At 71.8% G+C, this 17,163-nt stretch carries 15 protein-coding genes and 1 tRNA gene; 9 read left to right on the top strand and 7 right to left on the bottom strand.

All coding sequences use genetic code 11. The annotated features are described in order from the left end of the window. Positions 1-826 (top strand): M23 family metallopeptidase (locus tag MLV88_RS17420; RefSeq protein WP_243338118.1); only part of this gene is annotated, 826 nt, incomplete at its 5' end. 222 nt (positions 827-1,048) lie between these two features. Here the strand turns inward: MLV88_RS17420 and MLV88_RS17415 are convergent. Together MLV88_RS17415 and MLV88_RS17410 are read right to left on the bottom strand one after the other, a co-directional pair. Next, on the bottom strand, positions 1,049-2,377 hold the full coding sequence (locus tag MLV88_RS17415) for a citrate (Si)-synthase (RefSeq protein WP_242340917.1): 1,329 nt from the start codon (positions 2,375-2,377) through the stop codon (positions 1,049-1,051). Between the two features lie 336 nt (positions 2,378-2,713). Continuing rightward, positions 2,714-3,133 carry a hypothetical protein gene (locus tag MLV88_RS17410; RefSeq protein ID WP_242340918.1) on the bottom strand — a complete coding sequence of 140 codons (420 nt, stop codon included), beginning with the start codon at positions 3,131-3,133 and terminating at the stop codon, positions 2,714-2,716. A 130-nt stretch (positions 3,134-3,263) separates the two neighbouring features. On the opposite strand from MLV88_RS17410, the gene MLV88_RS17405 reads away from it, so the two are divergent. Further along, entirely contained in the window at positions 3,264-3,602 is a 339-nt protein-coding gene (locus MLV88_RS17405; RefSeq protein WP_242340919.1) for a putative signal transducing protein, read from the top strand. A gap of 125 nt (positions 3,603-3,727) precedes the next feature. After that, positions 3,728-5,905 carry an ATP-binding protein gene (locus MLV88_RS17400; protein WP_243338117.1) on the top strand — a complete coding sequence of 726 codons (2,178 nt, stop codon included), beginning with the start codon at positions 3,728-3,730 and terminating at the stop codon, positions 5,903-5,905. Positions 5,906-5,962: 57 nt separating this feature from the next. Here MLV88_RS17400 and MLV88_RS17395 read toward each other — a convergent pair whose 3' ends face one another. Together MLV88_RS17395 and acnA are read right to left on the bottom strand one after the other, a co-directional pair. Beyond that, entirely contained in the window at positions 5,963-6,271 is a 309-nt protein-coding gene (locus MLV88_RS17395; protein ID WP_242340921.1) for a hypothetical protein, read from the bottom strand. Positions 6,272-6,394: 123 nt separating this feature from the next. Next, the gene (gene acnA, locus MLV88_RS17390) at positions 6,395-9,241 is read right to left on the bottom strand and encodes an aconitate hydratase (RefSeq protein ID WP_243338113.1); all 2,847 of its coding nucleotides are present in this window, start codon (positions 9,239-9,241) and stop codon (positions 6,395-6,397) included. 218 nt (positions 9,242-9,459) lie between these two features. Between acnA and MLV88_RS17385 the strand changes: the two genes are divergently transcribed. The 3 genes from MLV88_RS17385 (at position 9,460) to MLV88_RS17375 (ending at position 12,414) form a co-directional block, all read left to right on the top strand. Continuing rightward, positions 9,460-10,935, top strand: a complete 1,476-nt coding sequence (locus tag MLV88_RS17385) for a nicotinate phosphoribosyltransferase (RefSeq protein WP_242340923.1) — start codon at positions 9,460-9,462, stop codon at positions 10,933-10,935. A gap of 85 nt (positions 10,936-11,020) precedes the next feature. Next, a complete protein-coding gene (locus MLV88_RS17380; protein WP_242372445.1) occupies positions 11,021-11,722 on the top strand; it encodes an ArsR/SmtB family transcription factor in 702 nt (233 codons plus the stop codon). Then, positions 11,719-12,414 carry a class I SAM-dependent methyltransferase gene (locus tag MLV88_RS17375; RefSeq protein WP_308197071.1) on the top strand — a complete coding sequence of 232 codons (696 nt, stop codon included), beginning with the start codon at positions 11,719-11,721 and terminating at the stop codon, positions 12,412-12,414. The genes MLV88_RS17380 and MLV88_RS17375 overlap by 4 nt, the downstream gene beginning before the upstream one ends. 10 nt (positions 12,415-12,424) lie before the next feature. On the opposite strand, the gene MLV88_RS17370 is transcribed toward MLV88_RS17375, so the two are convergent. Further along, entirely contained in the window at positions 12,425-12,904 is a 480-nt protein-coding gene (locus MLV88_RS17370) for a GNAT family N-acetyltransferase (protein WP_242340925.1), read from the bottom strand. 167 nt (positions 12,905-13,071) lie between these two features. Here MLV88_RS17370 and MLV88_RS17365 point away from each other — a divergent pair, with 167 nt between their 5' ends. Further along, positions 13,072-13,701 carry a class I SAM-dependent methyltransferase gene (locus tag MLV88_RS17365; protein ID WP_242356057.1) on the top strand — a complete coding sequence of 210 codons (630 nt, stop codon included), beginning with the start codon at positions 13,072-13,074 and terminating at the stop codon, positions 13,699-13,701. A gap of 44 nt (positions 13,702-13,745) precedes the next feature. Then, positions 13,746-14,075 carry a PspC domain-containing protein gene (locus tag MLV88_RS17360; protein WP_242340927.1) on the top strand — a complete coding sequence of 110 codons (330 nt, stop codon included), beginning with the start codon at positions 13,746-13,748 and terminating at the stop codon, positions 14,073-14,075. A 103-nt stretch (positions 14,076-14,178) separates the two neighbouring features. Here MLV88_RS17360 and MLV88_RS17355 read toward each other — a convergent pair whose 3' ends face one another. Next, complete coding sequence (locus MLV88_RS17355) at positions 14,179-14,322, bottom strand: hypothetical protein (protein WP_242340928.1); 144 nt, start codon at positions 14,320-14,322, stop codon at positions 14,179-14,181. Between the two features lie 40 nt (positions 14,323-14,362). Then, positions 14,363-14,429 (bottom strand) — tRNA-Ile (locus tag MLV88_RS17350). Between the two features lie 548 nt (positions 14,430-14,977). Between MLV88_RS17350 and MLV88_RS17345 the strand changes: the two genes are divergently transcribed. Further along, on the top strand, positions 14,978-16,879 hold the full coding sequence (locus MLV88_RS17345; protein WP_242356059.1) for a fibronectin type III domain-containing protein: 1,902 nt from the start codon (positions 14,978-14,980) through the stop codon (positions 16,877-16,879). Positions 16,880-17,163: the final 284 nt, after the last annotated feature.

The raw sequence follows: 17,163 nt of genomic DNA, 5'->3' as shown, positions 1-17,163 counted from the left end.
GTCGATCGCGCGCGCCCTGCCTCCCGCGGACCGGGCCATCGCCGACCAGCTCACGCAGGTGGTGAACCGGCTGCTCGTGTGGGACCTCCAGGTCGCGCGCGACGGCAGGAAGGGCGATCGGCTCGAGATCCTCTACACGCCGTCCCCGCCGGCGGCTCCCGGCCTCCCGCCGAGCGCCGAGCCCGTCGTCGAGGCGGTCCGCTACGTCTCCCAGAAGCTCGGGAAGGCGTTCTCGGTCTACCGCTTCCAGGCCGAGGGGGCGCGCTGGGCCCGCTACTACCGGGAGGACGGCAGCGAGCTCGAGGAGCACATCGTCGACGCGCCCATCGGCGAGTACGAGCAGGTCACCTCGCTCCTGCGTGACGGTCGCCGCCACAAGGGCGTCGACTACAAGGCGCCGGTCGGGTCGCCGGTGTTCGCGCCGTTCGAGGGCGTGATCCAGCGGCGCAACTGGAACTTCCGCGGAAACGGGAACTGCCTCGACATCCTCGATCCGGCGAGCGGCCGCCACGCGATCTTCCTGCACCTCGAGGTGCTGCCGAAGGAGATGATCGCCGGCCGCCGCGTGAAGAAGGGCGAGCAGATCGCGCTCTCCGGCAACAGCGGCCACTCGTTCGCGCCGCACCTTCACTACCAGCTCGAGGACGCGAGCGGTCGGGTGCTCGATCCCTTCGAGGTCCACAAGATCGAGCACCGCTCGCTCGTGGCGGCCGCCCGGCCCGCCTTCGAGGTCCGCCGCGGCGCGCTCGACTCGGCGCTCGGCGGCAGCGCGATCGCCGCGCCTGGCGCGGTCGTCCCCGCGGTCCACACCGCCCCGGCGCCGTGACCGTCTGAGACCGGGGTCCCCGGGATACGTCCCGAGCGCAGCCGCAGCCGGATGAGGCTGCGGGGCCCCGGGCATCGGTCCCGCGCGCAGCCGCCGCGGTATGCGGCGGCGCCGGAGCGAGCCGGGGGTCCGGGGGGCGCGTAGCTGCGCCCCCCGGCACGAAGAAAAGGGCCGCCTCTCGCGAGGCGGCCCTTCGTGTTTCACGAGACTGCGAGCCGGCGGCTAGACCTTCCGGCCGCCCTCGGCCGCCCACTTCTCGAGCATGGCCGTGGTGACCGACTTCGGACGCTCGATCGCGTAGCCGAGGCCGCGGTCCCACACGAGGTTCGCGAGCACGCCCAGCGCGCGGCCGACGCCGAAGAGAACCGTGTAGAAGTCCCACTCGCGGACGCCGTAGTACCACTGGATCACGCCCGAGTGCGCGTCGACGTTCGGCCACGGGTTCTTGGTCTTCCCGTGCTCCGTCAGGACGCCCGGCGCCACCTCGTAGATCATGTTCACGAGCTGGAAGAGGGGGTCGTTCGGCAGGTGCTTCTTCGCGAACTCGTTCTGCGCCGTGTAGCGGGGATCCGTCTTGCGGAGCACCGCGTGGCCGTAGCCCGGGATGACCTGGCCGGAGTTCAGCGTGTCCCAGAGGAACTGCTTCAGCTGCTCCTTCGAGGGCACCTGGTTGTTCAGCTTCTTCATCGTCTGCTGGATCCAGCCGAGCACCTCCTGGTTCGCGAGGCCGTGGAGCGGGCCCGCGAGGCCGTTGATGCCGGCCGAGTACGCGTAGTACGCGTCGGACAGCGCCGAGGCCACGAGGTGCGCGGTGTGCGCGGAGACGTTCCCCGACTCGTGATCCGAGTGGAGGATGAAGTACATGCGGGCGACGTCGTCGTACGGCTTCTTCTGCCCGATCATCTGGGCGAAGTTGCCGCCGAGGTCGAGCTTCGGATCCGACGGGATGTGCGTGTCACCCTTGTACTTCATGCGGTAGATGTACGCCGCGAGGACCGGGAGGCGCGCGACGAGCGTCATCGCGTCCTCGTACATCGGGTCCCACATCTCGGTCTTCTTGAGGTTGCCCTCGCCGTAGCGCTTCGCGAACACCGACTCGCGCTGCATCGCCACGATGCCGGCCGAGAACATCGCCATCGGGTGCGAGTCGCGCGGCATCGCGCGGAGCACGTCGATGACGTACTGCGGGAGCACCTCGCGGGCCTTGAGGTCCGCCTGGATCTCGGCGGCCTCGGCCTTCGTGGGGATGTCGCCGGTGAGCAGGAACGAGAAGAAGCTCTCGACCGTCGGCATCTCCGCGCCGGCGACCACGTGCTCCTTCAGCGCGTCGAACGTCTCCGGGATCGTCTTGCCGCGGAAGCGGATGCCTTCCTGCGGGTCCAGGTACGAGATGTCCGTCACGAGGCAGCGCACGTCACGGGCGCCGCCGATGGCCTGGCCGATCGTGACCTTGTCGATGACGATCTCCGCCAGCTCCTTGTTCAGCTTCTGCGTGCGCGGGCGGAATGCCTCGATCTTCTCCTTGAGCTTCCGCTTGAGCGTCTCAGCCATTGTCGACCCCAGCCATTTGTAGAGGTTTGTTCTGCAACTACAGAGCGCGTTGAACCGAGGGCCGAATCCTACCCAGCGAATTTCGGCCAGGGCAAACCGGATCGGGAACAACTCGTGGAGCCGCCGAGTCTAGTTTCGACCCGGCCCCCTGCTCCCCGCGCCCGGGCGCACACCTCGATGCCTACTCGCTCCGACAGGGCCTCGCCCGTCCCGGTGCGGTCGGCTGTCGCAAGCTACACCGCTCCAGCCGCCGCAGGCGAGCGCAAGCGGTCGCTGACCTCGGCGCTGGGCTGGGAGACGGGCGCGCGCGAGCGGGACGCGCGCCCGCAGGAAGGCTCAGCGACGGCCGGCGGCGAGCGCCGCCGCGACCTCCGCCGCCACGTTCCGCGACGCCTGCGGCTCGTCCCCGACCGCCGCCTCGGTCGCGAGGTCGGGCACGATGGGCTCGGGGAGCGCCGCGGCGACGGCGTGGCTGGGCTTCTCGGCGCCGGCGCCGGAGCGGCAGGTCCTGCACCAGGGCTGGTTGCGAATCGCGCCGTCCGCCATCTTGCGGAGCCCGAACTGCGCGAGGGGCCGCATCTTGTGGCACTTGAGGCACATGAGGGTGATGAACACCTCGTTGCCGTCGGCGTCGTAGACCGACGAGCGGCGCCTCTTCGGCTTCGCGGCGGCGGGCGCGGCGCGCTTCGCGACGGGGCCGCCCTTCTCGAGCTCGCCCTTCGCGATCGCGGGCGCCACCATCACCTTCACGGCCATCGGTCCAGGACCTCCTGCTGCGGGATGCCGGCCATCCGGGACGGCCGGCGGACCGTAGCGAACCCCTCTGACAGCGCGCCGACTGGACCGGCGCGGCGCCGAGTGCGAGCATTCGACGAGGGGAAGGGGAGTGGAACAGCACTCAGCGGAGTATCGGACCGTCGCGGTGTTCGGAAGCCTCACCGACGCGGAGCTCGTCCGCGGGATGCTCGAGGCGGATGGGATCGCCGCCGCGGTGCTCGAGGGGACCGACGCGGCGCTCCTGCCGGGCGTCGGCCGGACGATCCGCGTCCTCGTCCCGGCCCACGATCTGCCCCGCGCGCGAGAGATCCTCGCGAGCCCCGCCATCTCGCCGACCGACGTGGAGGACGACCTCGTCGCCCCGGTGCCCGAGAGCGGACGCTCCTGGACGGTCGGCTGGATGGCCCTGCTCATCGCAGCCGCGCTCCTGGCGGCGGCGTTGCTGTGAGCGGGGCTTCGCCCCACCCCGCCCGCGCCGCCACGATCCTGTGCCCCCCAACGGGAGCGCGCGACCGCCTGCTCGCACACATGGCGCCCATCTCGGAGCGACCCTAGCTTCCCGCCAGGGTTCCGATGGACGCACCTAAGGACATCCCCCTGCTCGATCCCAAGGTCGTCGCCCGGATGCACCGCATCTCGCAGGTCGCGGCGGCGCTCGCGGGCGGTATCGGGGTGGGCGCCCTGGTCAGCCATCCCCTGGGCGTCCCGTGGCTCCGCACCCTCGCCCGGGGGATCGAGGTCCAGCCGAACACGGCGGCGGGCATCATCGCGGCCGCCCTCGGGCTCTCGCTCGCGGGGCTCGGCGCGCGCTGGGCGCGGATCGCCTCTCGCGTGATCGGCGTCCTCGTCGCGGCCCTGGGCGCCGCCACCCTCGTCGAGCACCTCGCCCTCGTCGACCTCCACATCGACCGGGTCCTCGTGCCGGGCCTGGGCCTGAGCGCCGCGGTCACGCTCCCCGGCCGGCCCGGTCCGCCCGCCGCCGCGAGCTTCCTGCTCGCGGGCGCGGTCCTCGTGGGCCTCGACGCGCGCCGCCGCGCCGCGTGGCTCGCGCAGGGGCTCGCCATCGTCGCGATGGCCATCGCGCTCCTCGGCGTCGTCGGCCACACCTTCGACGTCTCGCTGCTCTACCGCGAGGCCACCGTCACCGGAATCGCCTTCCCGTCCGCCATCGCGCTCTTGACGCTCGACGTGGGCCTCCTGTGCGCCCGTCCGGACCGCGGCTTCGTCGCGAACCTCGCGTCTACAGGCGCCGGGAGCGCGCTCGCGCGCCGGCTGCTCGTCTACGTCCTGCTCCTCCCCCTGCTCCTCGGCGGGCTCGCCCTCGCGGTGACGGGCGCCTCGGGCGAGGGGGCGCTCGCCGTCTCGCTCCTCGTCGTCGTGCTCTCGCTGCTGTTCGTCGTGCTGGTGCTCCGGGACGCGGTCGCGATCGACCGCATGGAGCTCGCGAAGCTCCGCGCGCAGGAGGCGCACGCCGCCTCGCGCGAGGAGCTCGCCCGCGCGCTGGCGCGCGAGCAGGACGCGCGGGTCCACGCCGAGGCCGCGAGCCGCTCGAAGGACGAGTTCCTCGCCACGCTCTCGCACGAGCTGCGCACGCCGCTCAACGCGATCCTCGGCTGGTCCGGCCTCCTGCGCGACGCGGGCGGCGATCCGGAGCGGCTCGCCCGCGGCCTCGCGGTCATCGAGCGGAACGGCCGCACGCTCGCGCAGCTCGTGTCGGATCTGCTCGACATGTCGCGCATCGCGGCCGGGAAGATCGAGGTCGGGCACGCCGACGTCGATCTGCTCGGGGTGGTGGACGACGCGGTCGAGGCGGTCCGCGCGACGGCGCGCGCAAAGGGCGTCGCGCTCTCCCGCACCGCAGGGCCGGAGCTGCCCCGCGTCGTCGGCGACGCCGCGCGCCTGCGCCAGGTCGCGTGGAACCTCCTGTCGAACGCGGTGAAGTTCACTCAGCCGGGCGGCAGCGTCGACGTGCGGCTCGCGGCGTCGCGCGGGGGCGCCCTCCTGGAGGTGAAGGACACCGGCGTGGGAATGGCGCGCGACTTCCTCCCGGTCGTGTTCGATCCGTTCGTCCACGCGGAGGGGGCGTCGGTGCGGCGCCACGGCGGGCTCGGGCTCGGGCTCGCGATCACGAGGCAGCTCGTGGCGCTCCACGGCGGGACCATCGAGGCGGAGAGCGACGGGCCCGGCCGCGGGGCCACCTTCCGCGTGGTGCTGCCGCCGGTCGCGCGCGCGCCCGCGGTGGCGCCGGCGGCGGAGAGCGCCCGGCCCGACCTGGGCGGCGCCCGGGTGCTCGTCGTGGACGACGAGGCGGACTCGCGGGACGTGCTGCTCCAGCTGCTCGCCTCGTGGGGCGCGCGGCCGGAGGGCGCGGCCTCCGTCCGCGAGGCGCTCGACGCCGTCGCCCGGGAGCGCCCGGACCTCGTCGTGTCGGACATCGCCATGCCGGGAGAGGACGGCTTCACGTTCGTGCACGAGCTGCGGCGCCTCGAGGAGGCGCGCGGCGAGCGGCGCGTGGCGATCGCCGCGCTCACCGCGTTCGCCCGCCCCGAGGATCGGCAGCGCGCGCTCGCGGCGGGCTTCGACGCGCACCTCGCGAAGCCGGTCGATCCCGCGACGCTGCACGCGACGATCGCCGGGCTCCTGCGCGACACCCGCCGACCGGACGCCGCCGGCCCGCAGGGCACGGCCGCGAACCCGGAAGCGCCGGAGCCGCCGCGGACCGGCGGCGAGGGCGCGCGCGCGGCGGGCTGAGGCTTGCGTCACCGCTCGGGTGCGGCCCAGCGGGGAGCGAGCCCGCGCTGCTTCGCCCTACAACCGGGCCCCGACGTAGACGATGACCTGCAGCACGCCGGTGAAGGCGACCAGCGCGGCGGCGGAGACGGAGCTCTTGGCGGTGGCGCGCAGCCAGCCGATGAGCCCCGGCACCGCGAGCGCCAGCCCGAGGATGAGCCCGAGGGGCAGCCCGCTCACCGAGATGTGCAGGTAGCCGAGCGCGACCGCGGTCTCGACGGCGGCCGCGACGAGCGCGATCACCGGGAGCACCCGCTGCGCGGAGGAGGCGACGAGCAGGACGGAGGCGGCGAGGGCCGAGACGGCGAGGGCGACGTGGAGCGTCATGCCCGCCGCTTCTACGCCGTCCCCTCGCGACCGCGCAAGAACGCGGCGCGCATACATCGGCTCACGGGGCTCGCCCCCGCCACGCCGGCGACCGCCCTCGCCCTGGCGAGCGACAGGCGCCGCTCAGGACCGCGAGACGATCTGGCGGAGCACGTACGGCATGATCCCGCCGTGCCGGTAGTACTCGGCCTCGATCGGCGTGTCGATCCGCACGACGAGCTCCACCTCGTCGCGGCGCCCGTCCCTGCGGTGCACGACGAGCGTCGCCCGCTGGCGCGGGGTGAGCCTCCCGGCCACGCCGACGAGGTCGAACGTCTCCGTGCCGTCGAGCCCGAGCGTCTGGGCCGACACGCCCTCCGGGAGCTGGCAGGGGAGGACGCCCATGCCGACGAGGTTCGAGCGGTGGATGCGCTCGAAGGAGCGCGCCACGACGAAGCGGACCCCGAGGAGCGCCGTCCCCTTCGCCGCCCAGTCGCGCGAGCTGCCGGTGCCGTACTCCAGGCCGGCGACGATCGCGAGCGGGATGCCGTCGCGCGCGTACTCGAGCGCGGCGTCGTGGATGGGGAGGCGGCGGCCGGTGGGCTGGTGGACGGTGACCCCGCCCTCGACCCCCGGCACCATGAGGTTCTTGATGCGCACGTTCGCGAACGTGCCGCGCACCATCACGTGGTGGTTCCCGCGGCGCGCGCCGTAGCTGTTGAAGTCGCGCACCGAGACGCCCAGCGCCTGCAGGTAGGTGCCCGCGGGCGACGACGGCTTGATCGAGCCCGCCGGGCTGATGTGGTCCGTCGTGACCGAGTCGCCGAAGATGGCGAGCGCGCGGGCGTGGAGCACGTCCTTCGCCTCGGACGGCGCCGCGGCGAAGGGCGTGAAGTACGGCGGCTCCTGGATGTAGGTGGACTCGGGGTCCCAGTCGTAGCCCTTGCCGCCGCGCACCGGGAGCGCGTTCCAGCGCGCGTTCTCGTTGAAGCCGCCGTAGTAGTTCTTCCGGTACTCCTCGGGGTTCGCCGCGGCCGGCCGGAGCGCGTCGATCTCCTCCGCAGTCGGCCAGAGCTCGCGCAGGAACACCGGCCTGCCGTCCTTCCCGACGCCGAGCGGCTCCTGCTCGAGGTCCACGTCGACGCGGCCCGCGAGGGCGAAGGCGACGACGAGCGGGGGGCTCATGAGGAAGTTCGCCTTGACGCTCTGGTGGACCCGCGCCTCGAAGTTGCGGTTGCCGGAGAGCACCGACGCCGCCACGACGTCGTGGTCGGTGACGACCCTCTCGATCCGCTCGTCCAGCGGACCGGAGTTCCCGATGCAGGTGGTGCAGCCGTAGCCGACGACCTGGAACCCGAGCCGGTCGAGGTAGGGCTGCAGCCCGGTCTCGGCGAGGTAGCGGGAGACGACGCGCGAGCCGGGGGCGAGCGAGGTCTTCACGTGCGGCTGCACGGAGAGTCCGCGCTCCACCGCCTTCTTCGCGAGGAGCCCGGCGGCCAGCATGACGCCCGGGTTCGAGGTGTTCGTGCAGGAGGTGATCGCGGCGATGAGGACGTCGCCGTGGCCGATCTCGACGGTGCCGGGGAGCTCCCGCCGCGGCGGGTTCGGCTGGGTGTCCGGCGTGGGCCGGTTGTTGATCATCTCGTACTCGGTGAGGGTGCTCGTGTTCTTCCGCTCGCCGTCCGGCAGGCTGTCAGAATCCTGTAGGCCGCCGCCCGTGGTGGTCGGCGGGGATCCGTTCGGCGAGCGGTAGCGCTGGCGGAGCTCCTCCGCGGGCTTGCCGTAGCCGGACGCGTCCTTGCGGGTGAACAGCTCCTGGAACGTGCGCTTCAGCGCGCCGAGCTCGATGCGGTCCTGCGGCCGCTTCGGCCCGGCGACGGCCGCGCCCACGCTCGCGAGGTCGAGCTCCACGACCTCGCTGTAGTCGACCTCGCCGGCGCGCGGGATGCGCAGGAGCCCCTGCGCCACGTAGTAGGCGCGGAAGGCGTCCACCGTCTCCTTCGGGCGCCCGGTCTGCTCGAGGTACCGGATCGAGCGCTCGTCGGGCGGGAAGAAGCCCACCGTGGCGCCGTACTCCGGGGCCATGTTGGAGAGGGTGGCGCGCTCCGGGACCGGCAGGCTCGCCGCGCCCTCGCCGAAGAACTCGACGAACTTCCCGACCACCTTCGCCTTGCGCAGGATCTCGGTCACGCGCAGCACGAGGTCCGTCCCCGTCACCCCCTCGCGCAGCGCGCCGGAGAGGTGCACGCCCACGACGTCGGGGGTGAGGAAGTAGGTCGGCTGACCGAGCATCGCCGCCTCGGCCTCGATGCCGCCCACGCCCCACGCGACGAGCCCGAGCCCGTTCACCATGGGCGTGTGCGAGTCGGTGCCGACGAGCGTGTCCGGGTAGTAGAGCCCGCCCTGCTCGAGGACCCCGCGGGCGAGGAACTCGAGGTTCACCTGGTGGCAGATGCCGATGCCGGGCGGGACGATGCGCAGCTCCTCGAACGCGTGGGTGCCCCACTTCAGGAACTCGTAGCGCGGCAGGTTGCGATCGAACTCGAGCTCCATGTTGTAGCGGAGCGCGTCGGCGGAGCCGAACGCGTCGACCTGCACGGAGTGGTCGACGACGAGGTCCACCGGGACGAGCGGCTCGACCGCGAGCGGATCCTTGCCGAGGCGCGCGACGGCCGAGCGCATCGCGGCGAGGTCCACGAGGAGCGGCACGCCGGTGAAGTCCTGGAGGAGCACCCGCCCGACGAGGAACGGGATCTCGCGCGTCCGCTCGGCCCGGGGCTGCCAGCGCGCGAGGGCGCGGACGTCCTCCTCGGTGACCCGCACGCCGTCCACGTTCCGCGCGAGCGACTCGAGCACGATGCGGAGCGAGACCGGGAGGCGGGACACGGGCCCGAAGCCCTTGCGCTCGAGCTCCGGGAGCGACACGAGCCGGCCGGTCCTGCCGGCGGCGATCTCGAAGGGGACGACGACGCCGAGCCTGTTGTCGTTCATGGGGATCCTCGCCTGAGCCGCGCGCGGCCGCCGGCGGAGCGGGCGCGAGCCTCGGGCCGGGGGACGCGCCCTGGCGTCCCGCCGGTCGTTGGGTGAGCAGCTTTCATACGCGCGGCTCGCCGTCCTTCAAGCGGCGTGTCGGGGCTCCGCCGGGGTGCGCCGCGACGACGCAGACCGCGGGAGCGCTCCGCGCTAGAAATAGTGACCCCGGAGGCTCGATGCCCGTCCCCTCGCAGCTCTACCGCCCGTCGCTCGCGCTGCTCACCGACTTCTACGAGCTGACGATGGCGTACGCGGCGTGGAAGAGCGGCCTCGAGCGGAAGGAGGCGTGCTTCACCCTGTCCTTCCGCAAGAACCCGTTCTCGGGCGGGTTCACCGTGGCGGCGGGGCTCGAGCACGTCGTCGACTTCGTGGAGCACCTCCGCTTCGACGCGGACGACCTCGCGTTCCTCGCGGACCAGCGCGGCGCGGACGGCGAGCCGCTCTTCGAGCGCGGCTTCCTCGAGGCGCTCGGTCGGCTCGAGGTGGACGTCGACGTGGACGCCGTTCCGGAGGGGACGGTCGTGTTCCCGCACGAGCCGCTGCTCCGCGTGGCGGGCCCGATCATCCCGGCGATGATCCTCGAGACCGCGCTCCTCGCGATGGTGAACTTCCAGTCGCTCGTCGCGACCAAGGCCGCCCGCGTGTGCATCGCCGCGCGCGGCGAGCCGGTGCTCGAGTTCGGGCTGCGGCGCGCGCAAGGCATCGACGGCGGCCTCTCCGCGAGCCGCGCCGCCTACCTCGGCGGCTGCTCCTCCACCTCCAACACGCTGGCGGGCCGCCTCTACGGGATCCCGGTGCGCGGCACGCACGCGCACAGCTGGGTCATGCTGCACGGCGACGAGCGCGAGGCGTTCATGGCCTACGCCCGCGCGCTGCCCGCGAACTGCGTGTTCCTCGTGGACACCTACGGCTCCCTCTCCGGCATCGACCACGCCATCGAGGCCGGCCGCTGGCTGCGGACGCAGGGGCAGGAGATGGTCGGCATCCGGCTCGACTCGGGGGATCTCGCCTGGCTCTCGATCCAGGCGCGCAAGCGGCTCGACGAGGCCGGCTTCCCGAAGGCGGTCATCCTCGCCTCGAACGAGCTCGACGAGAACATCATCCAGAGCCTGAAGGACCAGGGCGCCACCATCACCGTGTGGGGCGTCGGCACGCGCCTCGTGACCGGCATGGGCGACGGCGCGCTCGGCGGCGTGTACAAGCTCGGCGCGGTGCGCGACGGCCCGGAGGGCGCGTGGCTCCCGCGCGTGAAGGTCTCGGAGCAGACCGCGAAGACGAACGTGCCCGGGGTGCTGCAGGTCCGCCGCTTCCTGCGCGGCGGGGAGTTCCTCGCCGACGCGATCTACGAGGAGGGGATCGGGCTGCCCGCGCCGGCCGTCATCCTCGATCCGCTCGACCCGCTGCGCCGCCGCGAGATCGAGGCGGACGTCGCGGGCGAGGATCTCCTTGTCCCGGTGTTCCGCCGCGGGCGTCGGGTCTACGACCCGCCGCCGCTCCCCGAGCTCCGCGCGCGCACCGTCGCGCAGCTCGGCCGCTTCCACGCGGGCGTGAAGCGGTTCGTGAACCCGCACCAGTTCCCGGTCGGGCTCGAGCGCGGGCTCCACGAGCTCCGCGCGCGGCTCGTGCTGGAGGGGCGCGGGTCGCCGCGGTGAGCGCCCCACCGGCGGAGGTGCGGGCGGGGGCCATCCCTGCCTCGCACTTGACGCCTCGCCCGCCGCCACATAGTCAACATCTCGCTTGAGCACGAGACGCGGCAAGACGGTGGAGACCTCCGGGCGGCGATTCAAGACCGCCATCTACGAGCAGTTCGCGCGCGTCTCCAAGGCGCTCGCCAGCCCGCACCGGATCGAGCTCGTGGAGCTGCTCGCCCAGGGGCCGCGGACGGTGGACGCGCTCGCCCGGCTCACGGACATGAGCCTCGCGAACACCTCGCAGCACCTCCAGGTGCTGCGCGCGGCCGGCCTCGTCGAGGCGACGAAGGAGGGGCTGTTCGTCACCTGCCGGGTCTCGGATCCCACCGTGCCCGCGCTGCTCCTCGCGCTGCGCGGCGTCGCCGAGGCGCGGCTCGCGGAGGTCGAGCGGATCCGGCGGGAGTTCCTCGCGGAGCGGGACCAGCTGGAGGCGCTGGACGAGGAGGCCCTCCGCCGCCGCGTGCGCGCCGGGGAGGTGACGCTCCTCGACGTGCGGCCGCCGGAGGAGTTCGAGTCGGGCCACATCGCCGGCGCGGTCTCGGTGCCGCTGCCGGACCTCGCGAAGCGGCTCTCGGAGCTGCCGAGGGACAAGGAGGTCGTCGCCTACTGCCGCGGGCCGTACTGCGTCCTCGCGGTGGAGGCGGTGACGCTCCTCCGTCGCAAGGGGCTCAAGGCGGTTCGCCTGTCCGACGGCGTCCTCGACTGGGCGGCCCGGGGCCGCCGGGTCGAGCGGTCCGGCCGGTCGTGACCGCGCCCACGCCGCTCTCCTACGAGGCCTGGCGGAGGAGCCTGCTCGGGAGGACCACCGAGGCCGTCGAGCGGGCGGCGGTGATGGAGCTCTGCGGCGGCGTGGCGGGCGCGAGGATCCTCGACGTGGGGTGCGGCGACGGCGCGTACGCCCTCGCCCTGGCGCGGCGCGGGGCGCGGGCGACCGGCGTCGATCTCTCGCCCGCCGCCCTCGCGCGGGCAGGCGCGAACGCCCGGGCCGCCGGCGCGGCCGTCGCGCTCGCGGCGGGGGACGCCGCCGCGCTCCCGTTCGCCGACCGGAGCTTCGAGCTCGTCGTGTCGGTGACGGCGCTCTGCTTCGTGCCGTCGCCCTCCGCCGCGCTGCGCGAGATGGCGCGCGTGCTGCGCCCCGGCGGCCGGCTCGTCCTCGGCGAGCTCGGCGCGGTCAGCCTGTGGGGTGCCTGGCGGCGCGTCCGCGGCTGGCTCGGCGCTCGCCCGTGGCGCGACGCGCACCTGTGGACCGAGTCGTCGCTCGCGGCGCTCGTCGCCCGGGCGGGCCTGGAGCCCGGCGCGGTCCGAGGCGCCGCCTACCACCCGCCGCTCGGCCTCGCCGCCGCGGCGCTCCGTCCGCTCGACCCGTGGCTCGGCCGCCGGACGCGGGCGGGCGCGGCGTTCCTGGCGCTCGAGGCGGCGAAGCCGCGCCATCGCGTGTGATCCCGCCCGGTCAGAGCGGCTTCACCATCCGGATGGCGTCCCACCGCTCGTGGTTGCGGCGCGGGTAGGCGCGCCGGAGCACCCCCCGCTCCTCGAAGCCGTGCTTGCGGTAGAGCGCCACCGCGCCGGTGTTGTGCGGGAACACGTGCAGCACCACCTCGCGCGCGCCGACCTCGCGGGCCCACCCCACGGCCGCGTCGAGGAGCGCGTCGCCCACGCCGCGGCGGCGGTGGCCGGCTGCCACGAGCATCCCGAGCTCGGGCGAGGTGCGGCCCACCATCGCCGCGAGCCCGAGCGGCTCGGTGCCGCCCTCCTCCTCCGCGACGAGCAGCGTCCCCTCGCCGCTGTCGAGGAGCGCGCGCCAGCGGGCGCGCACCTCGCGGTGGTCGATGGGCGGCTCGGTCGCGAGCCACTGCCCCTCCGCCGCGACCGCCTCGAAGAGGTCGATGCAGCGATCGAGATCGGCGTCGGTGAGGGGCCTGACGCGCACGCTCGGGGACGCTAGCACGCGCCGCGCGTGTGCGCGCGCGGCGCACCTCTCCTGGCCGGAGCGCGGTCACGATCCCGCGGGCGAGGCGAGGCGCGCTCGCGCGGGCGCCGCGTCGAAGGCGAGCCGACGCGCTGCTCCCGCGGGGCGTTTGGGCTAGGGTAGGGCAGATGAGCACGCCGAACCCGTGGACCGTGGTGCAGGCCGCCGACTACGAGCAGCACATGGGGCCGGAGGGCCTCGATCAGCGCGCCCCGCTCGCGGCCGTCTTCCAGGAGGCCTACCTCGCCGCGCAACCCGGACGGCTCCTCTTGCTCGGCTGCGGGACCGGCAACGGCCTCGACCACGTCGATCCCTCCGTCACCTCGCGGATCGTCGGGGTGGACGTGAACCTGCAGTACCTCGGCATCGCGCGGCAGCGCTTCTTCCACCTCGGCCCGCGGCTCGAGCTCTACTGCGCCGAGGCGGAGAAGTTCCGCGCGGCTCCCGGCGCGTTCGACCTCGTGCACGTGCCGCTCCTCTTCGAGTACGTCTTTCCGGAGGTGCTCGTCCGGCGCGTGGCGGAGTGGCTCGGGGACGGCGGCGGCTGCACGGCGGTCGTGGAGCTCCCCGGGGGGGACGGCCCGCCGCCCCCCTCCAAGCCGCTCCAGCTCATCGGTCGAGCCAAGCGGCTCGTCCCGCCCGAGGAGCTCGAGCAGCTCTTCGAGCACTACGGCATGCCGCTCCGCCGCGAGCACACGGTCCCCCTCCCGCACGGGAGGAGCTTCTGGGTGGGCTCGTTCGGGCGCCCGCTGAAATAGGGAGCCGGGCGCCGGCGTACGATCGGGCCGGAGGTCACGACACGATGCTCTGCCCGTACTGCCGCACCGAGAACGCCCCCGGCGCGACCCGCTGCGCCGCTTGCACGAGCTGGATGGTCGAGCGGCCGCCCGTGCGCGACTGGACGCGGGCGCGCGAGGGCCGGCTCATCGCCGGCGTGGCCCGCGGCCTCTCGAACCGCTTCGGGCTGCCCTGCGCCGCCGTCCGGCTGGTGTTCCTGCTCTCGATCCTGTTCGGCGGCTGGGGCGTGCTCGCGTACATCGCGCTCTGGATCGCGATGCCGCTCGAGCCGCTCGCGCTCCTGCCGCCCGCGAACCTCGAGCGGCGTGAGCCCGAGGCGGTCCAGCACGGGTAGATCGGCGCCTCCGCGCACGGTCGCGCGCGTGCGCTCAACGGGCACCCACGCCAGCGGGCTCTCGCTGCCGGTTCGCACCGTCAGCGGGAGCTCGTCTCGACCCTCAGATGGTCCGTGGCACGCCCAACGGACGGATCGACCACATAGCGGGAGGGCTCCATCCCCGCCGGCGCGACGAGCGTCGACGCACGACGTCGTCGGTCGCGAAGTCGACGTCGTCGGTCGCGAAGTAGACGTCGTCGTCCATGGGTGCGCGAAGAGCCTCCGGTACCTGAACCGAGACTGAGTACGCGCAACCGGGATCGAGCCGGCCTCCGGAATATCGAGCCGGCGCTCTGGACCAGCTACGCGCGTGCACCACAATCTGTCCCGCTAATGAAAGCTGGCAGATAGGAACGGACACCCCACAAGCGCGCCGGCTACGCCGTCGGCGACGGCACGGCCCGTAGGGAGGCCACAAAAGGCCGCAGCCCCATTTTGCGGAAGGTGAATGTGCGACCTCGGCCCTACAGTGCGTCCACGCTTCTGCCTCGGCTGTTCGCGTCGCCTTGGGAGACATTGTGAATAAAGCGTCCGATCGGCGGCGCACGCACTCGCGCCCAGCTCACCGTTGTCCCTTGCTGCGGATGGCTGTTATAGCGCTCGCGATATTCGGCATGCGACACGCGAGTGCGGCATCCATAGTGATGGAACCTATTCACCTTGACTCCGGAGCCCCGGTGTCACTAACGCTTCCCGTGCATGCGGGGGACAGGGTGGATCTCGGGATATGCTGGTACACCTGCGAATTCGGTGGGACAAACGCTCGGGTAGTCGTATGGAGCGATGGGTTCGAGGCGGCAGCGACCCAGCCGTTCCTTTGCGTGCCCGCTTCGTTCGTTGCCACCGCCGATAATCAGGTGTTGAACGCTCAGATCGAACCATATTCTTCATATATCAGTTTTGAATGCCCTCCCTGTGTCCAGAACGCGGACATCGACATTATAATTGCGGCCAAGGTCCAAAAGACGCAGCAAGAGATAGACGAATACACTGCCATGGCCGAGACAGATACGGCTCTCGCAGCTGTGTTCGGGTGGTGCGCATCCAGGTTCCCCGCCCTGGAAACGGTGTTCGCTACGGAATCCGCGGCGATGACTGGGATGGCAATGTGGCGATCGAGGCTCGCAAGGGATCCGCCTGACGACAATTATACGGTTATCGCGGATCCTGTGTTCCCGCAGTTGTCGCCATTCATTGAGACCCCAGGCGTGAGTAAAGCCGTAGCCGAGGCCACCAACGCATGGTTGGCGAACATGGGAACCGAAGCGGGGTACATCGGTGCGCTCATAGCCGCGATCAATCGCTCTCAGGGGGCGGCCGATGGGGGCAGCAGGTACTGGGAGCAGCAACAGTTGAGCGCCGCGGCGCAATATGCGGTGGAGGCGGCCACGGCGCTGGCGAGGGACGCAGAGTTGAGGGCAGCCGTCGCGACGGCGTTGTACGAGTCCGGCTATCAAGATGTCGTGATCGATCAGGCGAGTGTGGAGGATGCGCAGTTCAACCTGTGGCTCCGGCTCAACAATCTCGATCCCGCCCAGCTATCCGTCTTGCAGTCGTTTAGTGCGGCGGACTACAACGACGTGGCGCAACGGTACGTCGCGAAAGGGTTGATGGTGAATGCGAACCCCGCGAGTGTATCGGCGCTGGGCAGCTTCCCGGCTCTTCTCGTATCTCCCGAATGGGCGCAACACGATGCTGATGTCGTTGCGCAATACCTTGCATTCGCGAGTCGCAACGGTCCGGTCGGGGTGCCGTTTGTACCTGGGACGCCGACGTTCGCGAACGTCACAGCGACGGACGTTCAGGTGAACTGGGCGACGGCTGCCGGCGCGACGAGCTACAAGCTGGAACGGGCGCCGGACGCGAGCGGCGGACCGGGGGAGTGGGGCGAGGTCGCGACCGGTATGAACGGAACGCAGCTTATCGACAGCGGCCGAGCGGCGAACACCGAGTACTGGTATCGCGTGCGCGGAACGAACAGCCAAGGCGATGGTCCTTACTCGGATGCGAGCAGCGTGACGACCGCGCCGAACGCGCCCGGAGGACCGACATTCGAAGATGTGCTCACGACGTCGCTGACAGTGAGCTGGACCGAGCCGAGCGGAGGAGCTGGACGCTACGCGGTCGATCGCGGCACGACCGAAGCCGGCCCGTGGGCCTCGGTCGCCGCTGGACTGACAGCGCTGAGCTACTTAGACTCGGGATTGGCGAGCAGCACGACGTACTACTATCGAGTGCGGGCCCTGAACGCAGAGGGGTATTGGAGTGCATCGCCTGCAATGGTGGTGACGACGGCGACCGATCCAAGCGCTCCGCCCCCGAACTCTCACCGGTACTGGCGCCTGCTTTGCACTCGTACGTCGGGGAAGTACTTGGGTTTCGCCGAGATCGAACTGCGCTCGGGAGGGCCTGATCTCACCGGTTCCGGGGTGGCATCTGACTCTGGTCACTACAACACCTGGGATGCGGGAAAAGCCGTGGATAACTCCACCAGCACGGCATTCACCACCTCGACGACGAGGGCCACGACAACGAACCCGGTGTGGTGGCGCTACGATTTCGGGGAGGGGAACGCGACAGCAATCACGGAAATCGCGATCATGCCGCGGCAGGACGGGTACTTCCGCGAGGCGCCCAGCGACTTCTGCTGGCAGTGGAGCGATGATGGTCTGAGCTGGACATCTCAGCGCTGCTACGCGGGCTGGGCCTGGGCAAGCGCCGCACAGCAGGTCATTCCCGTGGTGGCCCCCGAAGGACTATAGCCCATGAAACGACCCGCTGGCAGCAGCGTGGGTCCGTCCGCCAGCCGCCGATCCTCCGGTCAACTCGTTCGGTTCTGGGATGACCGTCTCCGGGCTCGTATTGCCCGGCTCGACGGGTGATTTGCGGACCGTATTACCAGTCGACTTGGGAGGCGTACTCATACAGTGAGGTGTGTTGTTGCAGTCATGGGCGTTACGGGCCAGCGATAACAATCGGTCGCTGCTACGAAGCGGAAGTCTCGGCGCTGGGTCGAAGTGCTTCGCTGATCGTACCCCGGGTGTCG

The organism is Anaeromyxobacter soli (assembly GCF_022808855.1).
GTDB classification, from domain to species: domain Bacteria; phylum Myxococcota; class Myxococcia; order Myxococcales; family Anaeromyxobacteraceae; genus Anaeromyxobacter; species Anaeromyxobacter soli.
This window is presented reverse-complemented; position numbering and strand designations above follow the sequence as displayed.

Bases quoted from the DNA above. Each gene is read 5' to 3' on its own strand.
- MLV88_RS17355 (WP_242340928.1), bottom strand. From the start codon at position 14,322: ATGGACGACGACGTCTACTTCGCGACCGACGACGTCGACTTCGCGACC.
- MLV88_RS17385 (WP_242340923.1), top strand. From the start codon at position 9,460: ATGCCCGTCCCCTCGCAGCTCTACCGCCCGTCGCTCGCGCTGCTCACC.
- MLV88_RS17395 (WP_242340921.1), bottom strand. From the start codon at position 6,271: ATGACGCTCCACGTCGCCCTCGCCGTCTCGGCCCTCGCCGCCTCCGTC.
- MLV88_RS17415 (WP_242340917.1), bottom strand. From the start codon at position 2,377: ATGGCTGAGACGCTCAAGCGGAAGCTCAAGGAGAAGATCGAGGCATTC.
- MLV88_RS17410 (WP_242340918.1), bottom strand. From the start codon at position 3,133: ATGGCCGTGAAGGTGATGGTGGCGCCCGCGATCGCGAAGGGCGAGCTC.
- acnA (WP_243338113.1), bottom strand. From the start codon at position 9,241: ATGAACGACAACAGGCTCGGCGTCGTCGTCCCCTTCGAGATCGCCGCC.
- MLV88_RS17365 (WP_242356057.1), top strand. From the start codon at position 13,072: ATGAGCACGCCGAACCCGTGGACCGTGGTGCAGGCCGCCGACTACGAG.
- MLV88_RS17360 (WP_242340927.1), top strand. From the start codon at position 13,746: ATGCTCTGCCCGTACTGCCGCACCGAGAACGCCCCCGGCGCGACCCGC.
- MLV88_RS17400 (WP_243338117.1), top strand. From the start codon at position 3,728: ATGGACGCACCTAAGGACATCCCCCTGCTCGATCCCAAGGTCGTCGCC.